Origin of the sequence: Phyllobacterium sp. CCNWLW183, from assembly GCF_037203775.1 — a bacterium.
Lineage (GTDB): Bacteria > Pseudomonadota > Alphaproteobacteria > Rhizobiales > Rhizobiaceae > Phyllobacterium > Phyllobacterium ifriqiyense.
On sequence record NZ_JBBCBN010000002.1, the window covers coordinates 192516 to 209779 of the forward strand.

Here is a 17264-nt window from a genome sequence, read left to right on the forward strand (position 1 = left end):
AGCTCAGGATCGTTTCAGAATTGTTTCGTGAACCAAATTACTTGAGGTTCGGTGCGATATTGATGCAAGCTTCACAAAGCCCGGCAACCGAAGCCACCGAAGCTTCAAACTGCTTTTCTTCTGCCTTGTTCAAGTCGATTTCGATAACGCGCTCGACACCGCCTGCCCCAATAATGACCGGCACGCCCACATACATATCCTTAACGCCATACTGGCCGGAAAGATGCGCAGCGACAGGAAGAACACGCTTTTTGTCCTTGAGGAAGGCCTCCGCCATCTGAACGGCCGAGGAAGCAGGCGCGTAGAAGGCAGAGCCGGTCTTGAGCAGACCAACGATTTCGGCACCGCCGTCGCGGGTACGCTGGATGATCTGATCGAGCTTTTCCTGGCTGGTCCAGCCCATCTTCACCAGGTCCGGCAGCGGGATACCGGCAACAGTCGAATAGCGCGCGAGCGGAACCATGGAGTCGCCATGGCCACCGAGAACGAAAGCGGTGACATCTTCAACCGAAACCTTGAATTCATCGGCAAGGAAATAGCGGAAGCGTGCGCTGTCCAGAATGCCGGCCATGCCGACAACCATGTTTTTTGGTAGACCGGAAAATTTCTGCAGCGCCCAGACCATTGCGTCGAGCGGGTTGGTGATGCAGATCACGAAAGCGCCGGGGGCGTATTTCTTGATGCCCGCGCCGACCTGCTCCATGACCTTTAGATTGATGCCGAGAAGATCGTCGCGGCTCATGCCCGGCTTGCGGGGCACACCGGCGGTGACAATGACAACATCTGCGCCTTCAATGGCTGCATAGTCGTTGGCGCCGGTAAGCTTGGCGTCGAAATCATCAACCGGGGAGGACTGAGCAATGTCGAGACCTTTGCCCTGAGGCGTCCCTTCTGCGATGTCGAAAAGAACGATGTCGCCGAGCTCTTTGAGCCCGATCAGATGTGCAAGCGTTCCACCGATCATACCTGAGCCGATGAGGGCGATTTTGTTACGTGCCATGCTGGATACTTCCCTGATCTGAAGTTTTGCCTGAACTTAATGCCTTAACCGACGTCAAAGACCAAAATAACGATTATCAGAAATGCTTGTCGGCAATCTGTCGCCATATGCCTCTGCGTTGGGTGGTTCGAATATTCCTCTTTCAAAAATAACTCAACTTAAAATTTTCCCCTCAATGAATTCAATCGTTTAGATTTGATGGGACTTACGTAAACGTCAATCAGATTTAGCATTTTGAGCTATTTCGAGAGTCTCTTTACACGCCAAAAGTATCAGTCTCATGAAGCTGCGGCCGTTGGGCGGGCGGCACCTTCAAGATACTCTTCGCTTTGCATTTCGAACAGCCGTGATGCGGTGCGGTCAAATTCAAAAGCCTCAGTTCCGCGGTTGGCGACATAAAGTTTATCGGGAGAAGCGGCGGCTGAGATCACGATGTGCACGTGATTGTCATAGAGAATATCGATAAGGATAATGAAACGCTTGGCCTCATTCCTGCGCGCGTGATCGAGCACAGGCACCGCGTCGATGAAAATCGTCTTGTATCGTTGGATGATGGCTACGTAGTCCGCCGCCCCGAGCGGTTTGGAGCAGAGATCAGCAAAGGTAAATCGTGCCGCGTTGCTGCCGGCCTTCGGTATAACCACCGAGCGGCCCTTTACCGTCACGCTGTCGGACGCGACTGTCGCGCCTTCGGTGGCTGCGTGCCATGCCTCATCCATCAAACGATTCGATTCATCGTTCAGAGGGGAAAGATAAACCGGCATGCGATTAAGCTTCTCCAGCCGGTAATCGGTGCGCGCATCCAGATTGATGACGTCCACATGGGTTTTCAGCAAATCAATGAACGGCAGGAACAGCTGGCGATTGAGCCCGTCGCGATAAAGGTTATCGGGCAAAACGTTAGAGGTGGCAACAAGGACAACGCCGCGTTCGAACAAGGCTCGAAACAGGCGCGACAGGATCATGGCATCGGCAATATCCGTAACCGTGAACTCATCGAAACAGAGCACCCATGATTGTTCAGCCAGAGCGTCGGCAACAGGCGGTATCGGATCCTCCTGTTTTGTTTCGCCGTTCTTGAGAGCCTTGCGATGCGCATTGATACGCTCGTGAACATCGGCCATAAAATCGAGAAAATGGGCACGGCGCTTGCGTTTTACCGGGACAAGTTGATGAAACATGTCCATGAGCATGGTTTTGCCCCGTCCAACTTCACCGTAAATATAAAGGCCCTTGACGATCTCGTTGCGCGGGGATTTCCGACTGAAAAGCCAACCCAGGGCACTGGATTTCGTCGCAAGACGCTTCGTTGCGACATCGCGGATAAGCCGGTCGAAACGCAAGGCCAGCTGCTGTTGCGCGGGGTCCATATCAAGCTCCCCCGACTGAACGAGCGCCTGGTAGCGCTCGTTCACCGAGGGAAACACTTTCAGATTATCATGCGACATGCGGGAAGCAGTCTCTCAAGGCCGCGCCTTGTTTTTAGCGCGAGAGCGTCAGGTTCTGTCCACCGGATGTCTGACCGTCAAACTTTGACCCACCTGACGAATAAAGCCGCGCCACAGTACCGCCTGCTGCATCATACAGGGTAAGCTGCTTGCCACTGACTGCCCACGAGGACAGCGTTGCTAGCTCGCCGGGGCAACGAAGCGGACCGGCGCGATAACCCTGGCCAAATTTTGTCTGCGGGGTCGCAATCTTGCAGCTCTGACCGCCCATACTCGCATTCCATACACCGGCCACGCTGCCAGCGGTAAGGTCAGGCGCGTTTTCAGGCGGCAACGATGCCACTTGCGTATTGGGTTGAGCGCTTGGAGCCGCGCCAGCAGTGGTTGGCGCCGTCGGAAACTGATTGCCGCCGGGCGGTGGAAGCTGGCTCTGCCTGACAGAGCCGGAAGGAGCCGCTTGCAACGGTGCTGGTCCCGAATCCATCGGTTCCATCCGCGAACTCTGGCATCCGGCCAACACCATGCCAACAGCGGCAACGGTCAGCAAATTGACCTTCAAAGTTCCCATAACCTCAGTTCTCCATCTGCATAATCTGATTCGGGAATACCAACCCATTCCCCTGTGATTAACCATGATACAATGGCCATCTGGCCGAAATTCTCAACCCAAATACCAAAAAAACCACCGTTCAACGGCATTTCCATTGGCAAATGCACCCAAAAGCTGGCCGGAATGACAATATCGCCACACATGACCGCGCCAGCCTTTCGGTCAGTTGAGTCGCATTACCCAGTTTAAGCATTTCAAGGTGAATAAAGTCTTATTATGTCGTGCGAAGCTGCGACCAAAATTTAAAGCCCAAACCCATTGAACTTCCACAAGTGCCGACGTATTTCTTGACAATGACAGTCATAAATAAAACACCCCAGAGAATTCGTCACGAAACCCGCCTTCGCGTGCTTGAGGTTCAAGCTGTGAGGCATTTGACGCCGCTCATGTTGCGCGTCACCCTTGCTGGAGATCAACTCGAAGGTTTTACCAGCCCCGGATATGGCGATCACATCAAGATTTTCTTTTCGCCGCTTGGTGAAGAGCCTGTATTGCCGACACTTGGCCCCGATGGCGTTACCTTCCCGGAAGGCAAGCCACGACCGCAAATGCGCGATTATACACCGCGCAATTATCACGCCGCCACCAACACGCTTGATGTCGATTTCGTCCTGCATGGTGATGGGCCAGCCTCAAGCTGGGCTGCCCAGGCTGCTATTGGACAGAAGCTCGTGATCGGCGGGCCCCGAGGCTCGATGATTGTTTCCGATGCCTTCGACTGGTATTTTCTGGCGGGAGACGAGACTGCGCTCCCTGCAATCAGCCGCCGGTTGGAAGAACTCCCTGCTTCATCCCGTGCCATCGCAGTCATAGAAGTGGCCGGTAAGGAAGAAGAGCAATCGATCAACACCGACGCAAATGCCGAGATCATCTGGGTTCATCGCAATGGCGCTGAAGCCGGGAATAATGATCTACTGCTACGGAAAATTGAGACGCTCGATCTGCCAAGCGGCGATTGCTATGCTTTCATAGCCAGCGAAAGCAGCGCTTCAAAAGCAATACGCCAATATCTGGTTGAGCATCGTGGCCTGAACGGCGAATGGGTAAAAGCAGCGGGCTATTGGCTGCGCGGCGTTGCAGACGCGCACGAGCCGCATTGATCTCTTGACGTTGCGACGTTGAAACGGGTCAGTTAGGCTCGTCTGCAACTCTATGGGAGCAGTCATGTCACAGCCAACGAATACCCGTATCGTTCTCGCCTCTCGCCCTGAGGGGCGGGTCAAACCTGGGAACTTCCGGATAGAAGAAGCCGCGATCCCAACGCCCCGTGATGGCGAAGTGCTACTCAAAATCCTCTATCTGTCGCTCGATCCTTATATGCGCGGCCGGATGGATGATGCAAAATCCTATGCAGCTCCTGTCGCGATAGATGCTGTGATGGAGGGCGGCACCGTAGCGGAGGTTATTGAAAGCAGGCATCCCGGCTATAAAAATGGAGATTTTGTTCTCTCGCATTCTGGCTGGCAAAGCTATGCGATTTCCGACGGCGGCGGTTTGCGTAAGCTCGACCCTGAAGTCGCACCACTTTCAACCGCCGTTGGCATCCTCGGTATGCCGGGCTTTACGGCCTATACGGGCTTACTCACGATTGGCCAGCCGAAACCCGGCGAAACCGTTGTCGTTGCGGCTGCCAGTGGTCCGGTCGGCTCCACTGTCGGCCAGATTGCAAGGCTAAAAGGAGCGCGTGCCATAGGCATTGCAGGTGGCCCAGAAAAATGCGCCTTCATCAGGGATGAACTTGGATTCGATGCAGCAATAGACCACCACTCGCCTGACTTTTCCGAACAGTTAAAGCTGGCATGCCCGGATGGAATTGACGTCTATTTCGAGAATGTCGGCGGCGCTGTCTGGGACGCTGTCTTTCCGCTGCTGAATACGTTTGCTCGCATACCGGTTTGCGGCCTCATCGCCCAATATGATGGCCTTGATACGTCCGGTAAGGACCGTCTCCCCCATCTCATGCGCGATGTCCTGAAGAAGAGCCTCCTGATACGCGGTTTCATACAGCGGGAGTTCGTGGATCAGCGCCCAGCCTTCACTGAAGATATGGGAAAGTGGCTGCAGAGCGGTGAGGTGAAGTATCGCGAGGATATTGTCGAGGGCCTCGCCAATGCGCCAGAAGCCTTTATGGGACTGCTTCAGGGGCACAATTTCGGAAAACTGGTTATCCATGTGACAGATTGAGCAAATGATGCGCGCCGCCAATGCTTGCAGGGACTGGCATTTCTTCACCTTTTCCGCCATATAGACCCGATAGACACGAAAACTGATGGCAGGACCAGACGGCATGATCACGCGCGCACCCTTCGCGAAGATGAACGGGCTTGGCAATGAAATTATCGTTGCCGACATGCGTGGACGTGCGGACAGAATTACACCGCAAGCGGCGATAGCGCTTGATCGCGATCCTGCAACCAAGTTCGATCAAATCATGGCGATCCATTCTCCCCACAGCGATGGCACGGATGCTTATGTCGAGATCATCAATTCTGATGGTACTCATGCACAAACCTGCGGCAATGGTATGCGCTGCGTCGTGCAGGCGCTCAGCGCCCAGACGGGCAAGCGCGAATTCTCCTTCGAGACAATCGCGGGAATTCTGACCGCAAGCGAGCACCCGGACGGCCAGATTTCCGTCGATATGGGAAGGCCGCACTTTGAATGGCAAGAAATCCCGCTCTCCGAACCCTTCCACGACACGCGTAAGATCGAATTGCAGATCGGGCCTATCGATGCGCCGGTCTTGCATTCGCCTTCCGTTGTCAGCATGGGCAATCCACATGCCATTTTCTGGGTCGATCAGGATGTCTGGAATTATGATCTGGAACGCTTTGGTCCAATGCTCGAAAACCACCCCATGTTTCCGGAACGGGCCAATATTTCGATCGCTCACGTAACGAGCCGTAACGCAATAACGCTGCGCACATGGGAGCGTGGTGCGGGCATTACACGCGCCTGCGGTTCTGCCGCATGTGCCGCCGGTGTATCGGCGGCGCGCACCGACCGGACAGACCGTGCCGTAACTGTAACTGTGCCAGGCGGCCCGTTGGTTATTGAGTGGCTGGAAAACGATCATGTCCTGATGACAGGGCCAGCCGAGTGGGAATTTTCAGGCTCTCTCGATCCTCAAAATGGCAACTGGGCACGCAGCGAAGACGCACAAGGAGCGGCCTGATGGCTGTGGACGTCGTTACTTTCGGCTGTCGTCTTAACACCTATGAATCCGAGGTGATGAAGCGGGAAGCCGATGCTGCCGGTCTTGGCACGCTTGAAAATGGCGCAATTATTTTCAACACCTGTGCCGTAACCAGCGAAGCGGTGCGGCAGGCGCGACAAGCGATCCGCAAGGCACGGCGCGACAACCCGGCTGCCCGGATCATCGTGACGGGTTGCGCGGCGCAAACCGGGGCCGATGATTTCGCCGCCATGGATGAGGTTGATCTCGTCCTCGGCAATGAGGAAAAGCTCAAATCTAACTCATATCGCATGCTGCCTGATTTTGGCGTCAACCAGTTTGAAAAAGTGCGGGTTAACGACATCATGGAAGTGCGCGAAACCGCGTCACACATGGTTGATGCCATTGAAGGGCGCGCACGGGCCTTTGTACAAGTGCAAAATGGCTGTGACCATCGCTGCACCTTCTGCATTATTCCCTATGGCCGGGGCAATTCTCGTTCGGTGCCGATGGGCGGTGTGATCGAACAGGTCAAGCGGCTTGTCGGCAATGGTTATCATGAAGTGGTCCTGACCGGCGTCGACATGACCAGCTATGGCCCGGATCTTCCCGGCAATCTGCGCCTTGGCAAGCTGGTAAAGACCGTCCTGAAAGAAGTGCCTGATTTGCTGCGCCTGCGCCTTTCTTCCATTGATTCCATCGAGGCCGATGAGGATTTGATGGAAGCATTGGCCACAGAAAGCCGTCTGATGCCGCATCTGCATCTCTCGCTTCAATCCGGTGATAATATGATCCTGAAGCGGATGAAGCGTCGGCATTCGCGCGAAAATTCCATCACGTTCTGCGAAACTGTGCGCAGTATCAGGCCGGATATCGTGTTTGGCGCCGATATCATCGCAGGTTTCCCGACGGAAACAGAAGAAATGTTTGAAAATTCGATCCGCATTGTCGAGGAATGCGGGCTGACAAATCTTCACGTTTTTCCGTTCAGCCCACGCGAAGGCACACCTGCCGCGCGCATGCCACAAATGAATCGCAGGATAATCAAGGATCGTGCCGCGCGGCTGAGGGCTGCAGGTGATGCGGCCTATAATAAGCATCTGGGCAGCCTTGTTGGAACGCGTCAGAAAATTCTCGTTGAACGCGAAGGCATTGGCCGCACGGAAGGCTTTACACTTGTCGGTGTTGATGCCGATGCGGCAGGAACCATCATCGAGCGGACTATAACAGGGCATGATGGTGACAAACTGTTGGCCAACGCCAGTGACAATGGCAGCAATCGCCACGCGGCATAAAAAGTAAAGCAGCATTCATGGCTCTGGGTTTTATCAAGAAAATATTTTCATTCGGCAAGAAGGAGGTTGAGGAAACCCCTGCCGATGTACCTCTTATCGAGTCGGACAAGATCGAAACGGTTGAGCAGATCTATGAAGATACTGCTGCGCAGGAAACACTGCCTGTTGGAGAAGAGACTTCTGTCATCGAGGTCGAAGAGTCTGATGCGCCCGTAGAGTCTGCGACGCTCGTTGAAGACCCCCTGCCCGAACCTGAAATTCTGACGGAACCTGAGCCCGAGATCATCCCGCAAGCAGATATCGAGTCAACGGAACCTCTCGAACAGGCGATCATCGAAACCGTTGCTCCGGTTGAGATCAAAGTACTGCAGGAAGAGCAGATTGAACCGGTTATTGAACCAGAACCGGAGCTTCAGCCTGAACCCGAGTTTGCTCCCGAAACAGCGCCGGAGATTATTTCTGAGCCGGAACCGGTAATTGAAACGCCCGTTGTCGTGGCACCCGAAGACATGCCCGCGACACCCAAGCCGCTGGTCAAGAAAGTTACGGTGTCAAAGACTGTTCAGGAAAAGCAGGACGAAGAACCACAACCGGTAGAACCGGAAAAACGCATCAGCTGGTTTGAACGCCTTCGCAAAGGGCTATCGCGTTCCTCGCAACAACTTGGCGATTCTATCGGTGGTATCTTCACAAGGCGCAAGCTCGATGAAGATACGTTGCAAGACCTTGAAGACGTCCTGATCCAGGCCGATCTCGGGATGGAAACGGCGATCAGGATTACAGGTGCTTTGAGCGCCACACGCTACGGCAAGGATATCAGCACTGATGAAGTGCGTAGTATCATGGCAACGGAAATCGAAAGGGTGCTTGGACCGGTGGCAAAACCGCTGGAACTGGACCTTTCGCACAAGCCGCACGTCATTCTCGTTGTCGGTGTCAATGGCACCGGCAAGACCACGACAATCGGCAAGCTCGCCGCAAAGCTGACAGCCGGTGGTCTGAATGTCATGCTGGCTGCAGGCGACACGTTCCGAGCGGCGGCAATCGAACAATTGCACATATGGGGCAAGCGTACTGGCGCGCCGGTCGTCTCCAGCAAGCTTGGTGCCGACGCTGCCGGACTTGCCTTTGACGCGTGGAAGCAGGCCAAGGAAGCGGGAAGTGATGTTCTGATCATCGACACCGCCGGTCGTTTGCAAAACCGCGTAGAACTGATGGAAGAACTGGCCAAAATCGTGCGCGTTCTCGGCAAGCATGATCCTGAAGCGCCGCACACGGTTCTGCAGACACTCGATGCGACGACCGGCCAGAATGCGCTTAACCAGGTTGAAATTTTCCGGAACATCGCGGGTGTCAACGGATTGGTCATGACCAAGCTTGATGGCACGGCACGCGGCGGCATTCTTGTCGCCATCTCGGCAAAGCATAAATTGCCGGTTTATTTTATTGGCGTAGGCGAGCAGGTCGATGACCTTGAGCCATTTGCGGCAAGCGATTTTGCCAAAGCCATTGCTGGAGTTGCATGATGAACGAACCGATTTTCGAGCGCGATCCATCCGATCCCGCACACAAACAGGTCAATCCATTGCTGAAACTGGCGCTGGAAATGGGCCCGCTGATGATCTTCTTTTTTGCCAATGCAAAAGGTGAATGGCTGTTGGAGCGGTTTCCGGTCTTGTCAAATATTGGCGAACCGATCTTCGTCGCCACTGCCCTATTCATGGCTGCAACCTTTATTGCCCTCGGAGTATCCTGGGTCCTGACCCGAAGCCTGCCGATCATGCCACTCATTTCCGGCATCGTCGTATTGATATTTGGCGCGCTGACGCTCTGGTTGCACAATGAGACTTTCATCAAAATGAAGCCGACAATCGTCAATGCTCTGTTTGGCATCATTCTGCTTGGCGGGTTATATTTCGGTAAAGCGCTTTTGGGCTATGTTTTTGACAGTGCCTTCAAACTCAATGCTGAAGGCTGGCGTAAACTGACTCTACGCTGGGGTATCTTCTTTCTCTTTCTTGCAGTGCTGAACGAAGTGGTTTGGCGCAGCTTTTCGACAGATTTCTGGGTGGCGTTCAAGGTATGGGGCACAATGCCGATCACCCTGCTTTTCACCTTCGCGCAAATGCCGCTGATCATGAAATATTCGACCGAATCGCTAACCAATGAAAAGGCGGCCAACAAGAAAACATGACGCCACAAACGGTCACAATTTCCGCCTGATCGCGACGAAATCCCGCCGCTATCAACGCTCAAGAATCACCAATCATCAATGATTCTTGAGAAAGACAACCTCCATGAAAACCGCCCTGATGGGTTGCGACTGCGATGCCAAGGTCTGCGAATATATCAAGACAGCAGATACGGGCTGGAGCAACATGGAGACTTGCCGCGCTGATCTGGAGGCACAGATCCGAAAGGCGGGCAAGGTTGATTACCCGTTGATTACGGCGACCTGTGCTGCTTCAGCGCAGCAAAGCCCGATGATCGCGGGCCATTCGTTCAAAGTGCCAGCGCCGATCCTTGACCGCCCTGTTGAAATCATTGCCATGGGAACATCAGTCGAAGAGCCCGTCCTTATTGAAAAGCGCTCTTTAGGCTACCGACTGATCAGAGTACCTTTGATTGAGGCGGTCGAAGGCACTGCTACGGCGGCAGGCCGTGCGGTGGATTGGGCAAGGCACTACGCCTCGCTCTAATTCGACTTTAGCGCGGCCTCTATAGCAGGCATCAAATCTGTACGGATCGTCTCTTCAGAAAATGGTCCGACATGCTTGTAGGCAATGACCCCGTCGCGTCCGACCAGGAATGTCTCCGGCACACCGTACACGCCCCACTCGATTGCCGCGCGGCCATTGAGATCGGCACCAATTGCCCCATAGGGATTACCGAGATCCTCAAGAAATCCGACTGCGTTTTCCGGCTTGTCTTTATAATTGAGGCCAGTCAGCACAATCCGCTTGTCCTGTGCCAGCTTCATCAACAGCGGGTGCTCCTGACGGCAGGGCAGACACCACGAGCCGAATATATTGACCAGCGTGACCTGACCTTTGAACTTGGACGGATCAAGGCCTGGAACAGCTTGGCCATCCTTCATGAGTCCCGCAACCGCTGGCAGCGAAACATTCGGTGCTGGCTTGCCTAACAATGCGGAAGGGATGACAGATTCATCGCGGCCCGAAGCAAGCTGCAAAGCAAAGATAGCCGCAAGAATGATAAACAGGATCAAGGGCAGAAAAACGAAGATTGGGTTGCGCTTGCGAGGCATCGATTGCCTTTGAACGTCCTCGCTCATGATGCACCATCTTTGCCGAAACCTGAACGACGGCGGACACCACGCGCTTCGAGGTCGCGCAGTGCTTTGAGTTGGTTGCGCTGGTCGAGGAGAATCCAAGCGATCAAACCTGACAGGGCTATGCCTGCGGAAAGATAGGAAGCGAGTACGAAAGCCATATGATTGCTCATCATGGGGCCTTTCGTTCTGCGCTGCGCGCTGCGATACGCCGCATGGCAGTGACCCGGCGACGCCATATCTCATTGCGCATGACCATGATGTGCAATGTGAAGAACAGCAGCGTAAAACCGATTGCCATAACCAATAATGGCCAGAGCAAGGAAGGGTCTATTGTCGAGCCGCCCATGCGAATAACCGACGCTGGCTGATGAAGTGTATTCCACCAATCGACGGAAAACTTGATGATCGGGATATTGACGAAGCCCACAAGCGTGAGGATGGCAGTGACCCTTGCGGATCTCGCCGGATCATCCATGGCGCGCGTCAGCGCAATCACACCAAGATACATGAGAAACAACACAAACACCGAAGTCAGGCGCGCATCCCAAACCCACCATGTTCCCCACATGGGCTTGCCCCAGAGCGAACCTGTCATGAGGGCGAGAGCTGTAAAAACAGCGCCGATGGGGGCCGCTGCCTTTGCCGCAACATCGGCCAGAGGATGACGCCAGACAAGCGTGCCAAGCGCTGCAATCGACATGATCGTGTAGCACATCATGGAAAGCCAGGCGAAAGGCACATGGATGAACATGATCTTGACGGTTATGCCCTGCTGATAATCATCCGGCGCCATCATCGACATCCAGAAACCGATCGCAAGCGTGATCAGCGTTGCCCCGGCAAGCCAAGGCAAGACGCTACTCGCAAGGTTCAAAAACCGTGTCGGGTTCGCCAGATCGGTCCACCGCCCAGATTTGGATGCCACATTGCTCATAAATATCTCTTAGCTTTTCATATTTCGTTGCGCAATTCACCAGTCTGTCAGTCGGCGGATGATTTAAGTGCAGCTGCCGCCGCCCACGGACCGATAACCGCAAAGAACAATGTAATCGCACCTAGAATAAGCAAAGGTGCCAGAAATGGGGCCGGATCTTCAATTGCGCCATAGGACGCAGATACACCGAAGATGAGCACCGGAATGGTAAGAGGCAGAACAATCACCGAAACAAGCAGTCCACCACGCGGCAGCGAGACTGCAACAGCCGCACCGACAGCCCCTATAAGCGTGATGGCCGGCGTTCCTATCAGAAGGGTCAATGTGACTGCACCAATTGCCAGCGGCTCCATATTCATGAACAGGCCCAGCAAGGGCGCGGCAATAACCAACGGCAAAACGCTCACTGTCCAATGGGCGAGGCATTTCACCAGCACCGTGATCGCCAGCATGCGGCGTTCGGAGTTCATGATGAGAAGATCAAGCGAGCCATCATCACGATCTGCCTGAAACAGCCGGTCGAGGCCAAGGAGAGTTGCAAGCAGTGCGCCGATCCACAGCATGGCCGCGCCAATGCGCGCGAGGAGCTTGAGATCGGGCCCGACGCCGAAAGGCACGACAGCAATCACAGCCAGAAAAAACAATATCCCGACCAGTGCGCCGCCGCCTGCCCGTAAACCAAGGCGGGCATCTCGCACGAACAATGCGCCCATCAGTGAACAGCCTCGAGTGTCAGTTCTTGCGAATGCGGCAATCCGAGAGGCAGATGCGTGGCCGCCACGATGATACCGCCATTGCCAAGATGAGCCTGCATCAACGCCGAAAACTGTGTTTCGGATGACTTATCCAGTCCAGCGGTCGGCTCATCCAAAAGCCATACGGGCCTGTCACTGGAAAGAAGCCGCGCTATGCTGGCGCGTCGTTTTTGGCCGGTGGAAAGATAGCCAAAGGGCAAATGGCTGATATCGGCCAATCCCACCATTTCAAGCGCTTCGGACACATGCCGCGCTCCGCCGCCATAAAAGGATTGCCAAAACCGCAAATTTTCGTCCAGCGTCAGCGCGGGTTTCATCGCATTCATATGCCCGACAAAATGACATGCCGCGCCCAACGTTTCGAATTGCTCACGATTATCCTGCAGCACTATTTCTCCCTCGGCTGGCCGCAACAATCCTGCCGCGATTCGCAACAAGGTCGATTTGCCGACGCCATTTGGCCCGGTGATGAGTAGGGCTTCGCCAGCCTGAATGGTAAAGTTGAGGTCAGAAAACAAGATTTCCCCGCCCCGCTCTCCGCCCAACCCTTTGGCCACTAACTGCATGAAAAACCCGCTTTTTCTGTTTTGAGCGCAACCAAATGACCATTTCGCCGCAGCCCGTATTTTTGCGCCTTACGGTCTGGCACAAATCGCGGAAAAACTCTATATACCAGTCAACCATGCCAGCGGTCGGCATGGAAACAATTTTGGCCGATCTCAAGCGAATACTTCCCGGTATTTGCTGGGACGGACAGCGGAAATGACTGCACCCGCACCTTAGCGCGTCCTTGAAACGCGGCAAAGGCGTTCGTCCCGGGTTAGGCCGCAGCATAAGGACGAACGCAAAATGTCTCAGATCGATAGTTTTAAATGCCGTAAAACCCTCACCGTAGGGGATAAGGAATATGTTTATTTCAGTTTGACCGAAGCCGAAAAGAACGGCTTGGAAGGCATTTCCGCCCTCCCATTCTCCATGAAAGTCCTGCTTGAAAACCTGCTTCGCTTTGAAGACAACCGCTCGGTTTTCAAGAAAGATATTGAGAATGTCGCCAAGTGGCTTGTTGATCGCGGTTCTGCCGGGGCAGAAATTGCTTACCGCCCTGCCCGCGTTCTCATGCAGGATTTCACCGGCGTTCCAGCAGTCGTCGATCTTGCCGCCATGCGTGATGCAATGGTCAATCTTGGTGGTGACCCTGAAAAGATCAATCCGCTCGTCCCGGTCGATCTGGTTATCGACCATTCCGTCATCGTCGATGAATTCGGCAATCCACAGGCCTTCAAGCGCAATGTGGATCTGGAATATGAGCGCAATGGCGAGCGTTACCGCTTCCTGAAATGGGGCCAACAGGCATTCAAGAACTTCCGCGTTGTTCCGCCCGGCACGGGCATTTGCCATCAGGTCAACCTCGAATATCTGGCACAAGGCGTCTGGACCAAGGAAGAAGACGGCGTGACTGTCGCTTATCCTGATACCTGCGTTGGTACGGACTCGCACACCACCATGGTCAATGGTCTTGGCGTTCTTGGCTGGGGCGTTGGCGGCATCGAAGCCGAGGCTTCCATGCTCGGTCAGCCAGTTTCCATGCTTCTTCCGGAAGTCATCGGCTTCCGCCTGACCGGCAAGGTCAAGGAAGGCGTTACGGCAACCGATCTGGTTCTTACCGTTGTTCAGATGCTGCGCAAGAAGGGTGTTGTCGGCAAGTTCGTCGAGTTCTTCGGCCCTGGTCTTGATTCGATGACATTGGCTGACCGCGCCACCATCGGCAATATGGGTCCGGAATATGGCGCAACATGCGGCTTCTTCCCGATCGACAATGAAACCATCAACTATATGCATATGTCTGGCCGTGACGAAGATCGTCTGGCGTTGGTTGAAGCCTATTCAAAGGCTCAGGGCATGTGGCGTGAAGCGGGCTCTGCTGATCCGGTCTTCACCGATACGCTGGAACTGGATCTCGGCACGGTTGTGCCTTCCATGGCTGGCCCCAAGCGTCCTGAAGGCCGTATCGCGCTGGAAGGAATTGCTTCCGGCTTCCGCGAATCATTGCAGAAGGAATACAAGAAGACTGAACAACTCGATGCGCGTTATCAGGTCGAGGGCGAGAATTATGATCTGGGCCATGGCGACGTTGCCATTGCCGCCATCACGTCCTGCACCAATACGTCAAATCCAAGTGTTCTGATTGCCGCTGGCCTCCTCGCCCGCAACGCAGTTGCCAAGGGTTTGAAATCCAAGCCTTGGGTCAAGACTTCGCTCGCCCCCGGCTCGCAGGTCGTTGCCGCCTATCTGGAAAGCGCAGGTCTGCAGGTTGAACTCGACAAGCTTGGCTTCAATCTTGTCGGCTTCGGTTGCACCACCTGCATCGGCAACTCCGGTCCATTGCCTGCGCCGATCTCCAAGACGATCAATGATAAGGGTTTGATTGCCGCTGCCGTTCTTTCCGGCAACCGCAATTTCGAAGGCCGTGTATCGCCAGACGTCCAGGCTAACTATCTTGCATCGCCGCCGCTGGTTGTCGCTTACGCTTTGGCCGGAACGGTTACCAAGGATCTGACAACCGAGCCGCTCGGCGAAGATCAGAATGGCAATCCCGTTTTCCTCAAGGATATCTGGCCTTCCAGCCATGAAATCCAAGAATTCATCACCAAGAACGTTACCCGCAAGCTCTTTTCGGCAAAATATGCGGATGTGTTCAAGGGCGATGAAAATTGGCAGAACGTTAAAGTGCCAGCCGGTCAGACCTATGCATGGGATGACAATTCCACCTATGTGCAGAACCCGCCTTACTTTGTCGGCATGGGTAAAACCCCGGGCATTGTCAACGACATCAAGGGTGCGCGCATTCTTGGCCTGTTCGGCGACAAGATCACGACCGACCATATTTCTCCGGCCGGTTCCATCAAGGCCGCCTCACCTGCTGGTCAATATCTGACCGATCATGGCGTGGCTCCGCTGGACTTCAACCAGTACGGCACGCGTCGTGGCAACCATGAAGTGATGATGCGCGGTACTTTTGCCAATATCCGCATCCGCAATCACATGCTGGGTGAGAATGGCCGCGAAGGTGGTTACACCATCCATTATCCAACCAAGGAAGAAATGCCGATCTATGATGCGGCAATGGAATATCGCCGCGAGAATGTGCCGCTGGTGATTTTCGCTGGCGTGGAATATGGCAATGGCTCATCACGTGACTGGGCGGCGAAGGGCACAAACCTACTCGGTGTTCGCGCGGTTATTTCTCAGTCTTTCGAGCGTATCCACCGTTCGAACCTTGTCGGCATGGGCATTGTCCCATTCGTTCTTGAAGAAGGTACAAGCTGGCAGTCACTGGGTCTGAAGGGTGATGAAATTGTTTCCATCGAGGGGCTTGCCACGATCCAGCCCCGCCAGAAAACATTTGCGACAGTGACATTCGCTGATGGGCAAGTGAAGCAGGTTCCTCTGATCTGCCGCATCGATACTATCGATGAACTGGAGTATCTGAAGAATGGCGGCATCCTGCAATATGTTCTGCGCGATCTGGCTGCCTGATTCGACATCATATAATTGATTTTGAAGGGCCGCCGGGCGATCGGCGGCCCTTCATCGTTGAATGGTACAGCATTCGTGATCGAATTCACCTCAAAGTGACTTCCCCTTGAATGAACGGACTCCTATCAATCTTCTGACAACCAATCTGACAGATAAGATTTATAAATTTCACGAAGAAAGCCCCGCAATCTTGCTTACGCGCACCACTTCAAAACTCTTGGCGATCGGCCTGCCCGTTTTGGCAGCGATTGCTTATGTGGTTCCGGTCTGTGCAGAAGATGCGGGAACCAAGCCGGAAGGCGTCGTCGAGCTTTATACGTCGCAAGGTTGCGGTTCATGTCCCCCTGCCGATGCTATTCTCAAAGAACTGGCGGGGGAAGGAAAGGTTGTGGCGCTGGCTTTCCATGTCGACTACTGGGACTATCGGGGCTGGACCGACAATCTTGCTTTGCCCGAAAACACCGAACGCCAGAACGAATATCGCAAAGCCTTGAGTCTCAATGGCGTTTATACGCCGCAGGTCATCGTCAATGGACGCGAGCATATGAATGGGCAGGACGAAACGAAGATTCGCCGCCGCATTGCCGATATGCGCAATACACCCATGGGGCTGACAGTGTCGGTTTCCATTGAGAAAGCTGCAAAAAACCGGCTTCTTATTGATATAGGCTCGGGATCGGTTACGGCTAATCCTGTCCGTGTCGTCCTTGCATATTTCAATCGCGAGAGCATCGTCTCTATCCCCGGCGGCGAAAATACCGGACGTATGGTGAGTTATGCCAATAGCGTTCGTGCCATGGAAACCGTGGGCATGTGGGATGGCAATGCTCAAAAGATCGAGATCCCAATGAGTGAGCTTGCCAGCAAGAAGGCCTCAGGTTGCGCGGTGCTGTTGCAAGAGATGCTTGGCGACGGCAAGCCCGGGCCAATCATCGGTGCGTCAATCATGGCGTCCAAATAGCTGAAACAAAAACAGGCCGGATAAATCCGGCCTGAGCTATTGGGGCATGTTGCCAAATATACTGAGATTATTGATCTGATCTGAACAATCCGCTTGGGCGGGGGGCTTGGGTAATCGAACTGCCCTGATCAAACCATCTCTGGCAACACAGCTGGATGTTCGGTTTGAATTTCGGCGGCAATGCGTAAGGAAGATGGCGAGAATGTGTCGCATCATCACCATTGGCTTCACCCCGTATTGGTTCGTGAGGTGCG

General features: G+C 54.3%; 18 protein-coding genes. 9 read left to right on the plus strand and 9 right to left on the minus strand.

Going from position 1 to position 17264, the window contains the following annotated elements; genetic code table 11:
- Nucleotides 1–37: 37 nt before the first annotated feature.
- The 4 genes from mdh to V9K95_RS06715 form a co-directional block, all read right to left on the minus strand.
- The gene (mdh, locus tag V9K95_RS06700; RefSeq protein ID WP_115054440.1) at nucleotides 38–1000 is read right to left on the minus strand and encodes a malate dehydrogenase; all 963 of its coding nucleotides are present in this window, start codon (nucleotides 998–1000) and stop codon (nucleotides 38–40) included.
- A 278-nt stretch (nucleotides 1001–1278) separates the two neighbouring features.
- The gene (zapE, locus tag V9K95_RS06705) at nucleotides 1279–2448 is read right to left on the minus strand and encodes a cell division protein ZapE (protein ID WP_336440357.1); all 1170 of its coding nucleotides are present in this window, start codon (nucleotides 2446–2448) and stop codon (nucleotides 1279–1281) included.
- 34 nt (nucleotides 2449–2482) lie between these two features.
- Nucleotides 2483–3016, minus strand: coding sequence for a protease inhibitor Inh/omp19 family protein (locus V9K95_RS06710; RefSeq protein WP_115054442.1), 534 nt, complete (start codon nucleotides 3014–3016; stop codon nucleotides 2483–2485).
- Nucleotides 3004–3201 (minus strand): hypothetical protein, encoded by a 198-nt coding sequence (locus V9K95_RS06715; RefSeq protein WP_307281329.1) that lies wholly within the window; start codon nucleotides 3199–3201, stop codon nucleotides 3004–3006. Before V9K95_RS06715 ends, V9K95_RS06710 begins: the two co-directional genes overlap by 13 nt.
- 150 nt (nucleotides 3202–3351) lie before the next feature.
- Here V9K95_RS06715 and V9K95_RS06720 point away from each other — a divergent pair, with 150 nt between their 5' ends.
- The 7 genes from V9K95_RS06720 to V9K95_RS06750 all read left to right on the plus strand — a co-directional run bounded on the left by V9K95_RS06720 (nucleotide 3352) and on the right by V9K95_RS06750 (nucleotide 10227).
- A complete protein-coding gene (locus V9K95_RS06720) occupies nucleotides 3352–4158 on the plus strand; it encodes an SIP domain-containing protein (RefSeq protein ID WP_115054444.1) in 807 nt (268 codons plus the stop codon).
- Nucleotides 4159–4222: 64 nt separating this feature from the next.
- Nucleotides 4223–5242, plus strand: a complete 1020-nt coding sequence (locus V9K95_RS06725; protein ID WP_307281334.1) for an NADP-dependent oxidoreductase — start codon at nucleotides 4223–4225, stop codon at nucleotides 5240–5242.
- A 103-nt stretch (nucleotides 5243–5345) separates the two neighbouring features.
- The gene (gene dapF, locus V9K95_RS06730) at nucleotides 5346–6233 is read left to right on the plus strand and encodes a diaminopimelate epimerase (protein ID WP_115054782.1); all 888 of its coding nucleotides are present in this window, start codon (nucleotides 5346–5348) and stop codon (nucleotides 6231–6233) included.
- Entirely contained in the window at nucleotides 6233–7528 is a 1296-nt protein-coding gene (mtaB, locus tag V9K95_RS06735; RefSeq protein ID WP_336440356.1) for a tRNA (N(6)-L-threonylcarbamoyladenosine(37)-C(2))-methylthiotransferase MtaB, read from the plus strand. Before dapF ends, mtaB begins: the two co-directional genes overlap by 1 nt.
- 17 nt (nucleotides 7529–7545) lie before the next feature.
- The gene (gene ftsY, locus V9K95_RS06740; protein WP_336440355.1) at nucleotides 7546–9054 is read left to right on the plus strand and encodes a signal recognition particle-docking protein FtsY; all 1509 of its coding nucleotides are present in this window, start codon (nucleotides 7546–7548) and stop codon (nucleotides 9052–9054) included.
- Nucleotides 9054–9722, plus strand: coding sequence for a septation protein A (locus tag V9K95_RS06745; RefSeq protein ID WP_336440354.1), 669 nt, complete (start codon nucleotides 9054–9056; stop codon nucleotides 9720–9722). The genes ftsY and V9K95_RS06745 overlap by 1 nt, the downstream gene beginning before the upstream one ends.
- Before the next feature lie 103 nt (nucleotides 9723–9825).
- Nucleotides 9826–10227 (plus strand): hypothetical protein, encoded by a 402-nt coding sequence (locus V9K95_RS06750; protein ID WP_336440353.1) that lies wholly within the window; start codon nucleotides 9826–9828, stop codon nucleotides 10225–10227.
- Here the strand turns inward: V9K95_RS06750 and V9K95_RS06755 are convergent.
- Genes V9K95_RS06755 through ccmA form a run of 5 tightly spaced genes read right to left on the minus strand, consistent with a single transcriptional unit; the run spans nucleotide 10224 to nucleotide 13078 of the window.
- Nucleotides 10224–10823, minus strand: coding sequence for a DsbE family thiol:disulfide interchange protein (locus V9K95_RS06755; RefSeq protein ID WP_336440352.1), 600 nt, complete (start codon nucleotides 10821–10823; stop codon nucleotides 10224–10226). The genes V9K95_RS06750 and V9K95_RS06755 overlap by 4 nt on opposite strands.
- Nucleotides 10820–10996, minus strand: a complete 177-nt coding sequence (ccmD, locus tag V9K95_RS06760) for a heme exporter protein CcmD (RefSeq protein ID WP_307281349.1) — start codon at nucleotides 10994–10996, stop codon at nucleotides 10820–10822. Before ccmD ends, V9K95_RS06755 begins: the two co-directional genes overlap by 4 nt.
- The gene (locus V9K95_RS06765; protein WP_336440351.1) at nucleotides 10993–11757 is read right to left on the minus strand and encodes a heme ABC transporter permease; all 765 of its coding nucleotides are present in this window, start codon (nucleotides 11755–11757) and stop codon (nucleotides 10993–10995) included. The genes ccmD and V9K95_RS06765 overlap by 4 nt, the downstream gene beginning before the upstream one ends.
- A gap of 47 nt (nucleotides 11758–11804) precedes the next feature.
- Nucleotides 11805–12470: a heme exporter protein CcmB gene (ccmB, locus tag V9K95_RS06770; RefSeq protein ID WP_307281353.1), complete on the minus strand. Its 666-nt coding sequence runs from the start codon at nucleotides 12468–12470 to the stop codon at nucleotides 11805–11807.
- The gene (gene ccmA, locus V9K95_RS06775) at nucleotides 12470–13078 is read right to left on the minus strand and encodes a heme ABC exporter ATP-binding protein CcmA (protein ID WP_115054453.1); all 609 of its coding nucleotides are present in this window, start codon (nucleotides 13076–13078) and stop codon (nucleotides 12470–12472) included. Before ccmA ends, ccmB begins: the two co-directional genes overlap by 1 nt.
- A 283-nt stretch (nucleotides 13079–13361) precedes the next feature.
- Between ccmA and acnA the strand changes: the two genes are divergently transcribed.
- Together acnA and V9K95_RS06785 are read left to right on the plus strand one after the other, a co-directional pair.
- Nucleotides 13362–16049, plus strand: coding sequence for an aconitate hydratase AcnA (acnA, locus tag V9K95_RS06780; RefSeq protein WP_115054454.1), 2688 nt, complete (start codon nucleotides 13362–13364; stop codon nucleotides 16047–16049).
- Nucleotides 16050–16155: 106 nt separating this feature from the next.
- Nucleotides 16156–17010, plus strand: coding sequence for a DUF1223 domain-containing protein (locus V9K95_RS06785; protein WP_336440350.1), 855 nt, complete (start codon nucleotides 16156–16158; stop codon nucleotides 17008–17010).
- Nucleotides 17011–17264 lie beyond the last annotated feature (254 nt).

What these genes read in the sequence shown, in the direction of transcription:
- mtaB (WP_336440356.1), top strand. Translation starts at nt 6,233, where the DNA reads ATGGCTGTGGACGTCGTTACTTTCGGCTGTCGTCTTAACACCTATGAA.
- dapF (WP_115054782.1), top strand. Translation starts at nt 5,346, where the DNA reads ATGATCACGCGCGCACCCTTCGCGAAGATGAACGGGCTTGGCAATGAA.
- V9K95_RS06755 (WP_336440352.1), bottom strand. Translation starts at nt 10,823, where the DNA reads ATGAGCGAGGACGTTCAAAGGCAATCGATGCCTCGCAAGCGCAACCCA.
- V9K95_RS06720 (WP_115054444.1), top strand. Translation starts at nt 3,352, where the DNA reads ATGACAGTCATAAATAAAACACCCCAGAGAATTCGTCACGAAACCCGC.
- ccmD (WP_307281349.1), bottom strand. Translation starts at nt 10,996, where the DNA reads ATGATGAGCAATCATATGGCTTTCGTACTCGCTTCCTATCTTTCCGCA.
- V9K95_RS06745 (WP_336440354.1), top strand. Translation starts at nt 9,054, where the DNA reads ATGAACGAACCGATTTTCGAGCGCGATCCATCCGATCCCGCACACAAA.
- mdh (WP_115054440.1), bottom strand. Translation starts at nt 1,000, where the DNA reads ATGGCACGTAACAAAATCGCCCTCATCGGCTCAGGTATGATCGGTGGA.
- acnA (WP_115054454.1), top strand. Translation starts at nt 13,362, where the DNA reads ATGTCTCAGATCGATAGTTTTAAATGCCGTAAAACCCTCACCGTAGGG.
- V9K95_RS06715 (WP_307281329.1), bottom strand. Translation starts at nt 3,201, where the DNA reads ATGTGTGGCGATATTGTCATTCCGGCCAGCTTTTGGGTGCATTTGCCA.
- V9K95_RS06710 (WP_115054442.1), bottom strand. Translation starts at nt 3,016, where the DNA reads ATGGGAACTTTGAAGGTCAATTTGCTGACCGTTGCCGCTGTTGGCATG.
- V9K95_RS06765 (WP_336440351.1), bottom strand. Translation starts at nt 11,757, where the DNA reads ATGAGCAATGTGGCATCCAAATCTGGGCGGTGGACCGATCTGGCGAAC.
- ccmA (WP_115054453.1), bottom strand. Translation starts at nt 13,078, where the DNA reads ATGCAGTTAGTGGCCAAAGGGTTGGGCGGAGAGCGGGGCGGGGAAATC.
- ccmB (WP_307281353.1), bottom strand. Translation starts at nt 12,470, where the DNA reads ATGGGCGCATTGTTCGTGCGAGATGCCCGCCTTGGTTTACGGGCAGGC.
- V9K95_RS06725 (WP_307281334.1), top strand. Translation starts at nt 4,223, where the DNA reads ATGTCACAGCCAACGAATACCCGTATCGTTCTCGCCTCTCGCCCTGAG.
- V9K95_RS06750 (WP_336440353.1), top strand. Translation starts at nt 9,826, where the DNA reads ATGAAAACCGCCCTGATGGGTTGCGACTGCGATGCCAAGGTCTGCGAA.
- zapE (WP_336440357.1), bottom strand. Translation starts at nt 2,448, where the DNA reads ATGTCGCATGATAATCTGAAAGTGTTTCCCTCGGTGAACGAGCGCTAC.
- ftsY (WP_336440355.1), top strand. Translation starts at nt 7,546, where the DNA reads ATGGCTCTGGGTTTTATCAAGAAAATATTTTCATTCGGCAAGAAGGAG.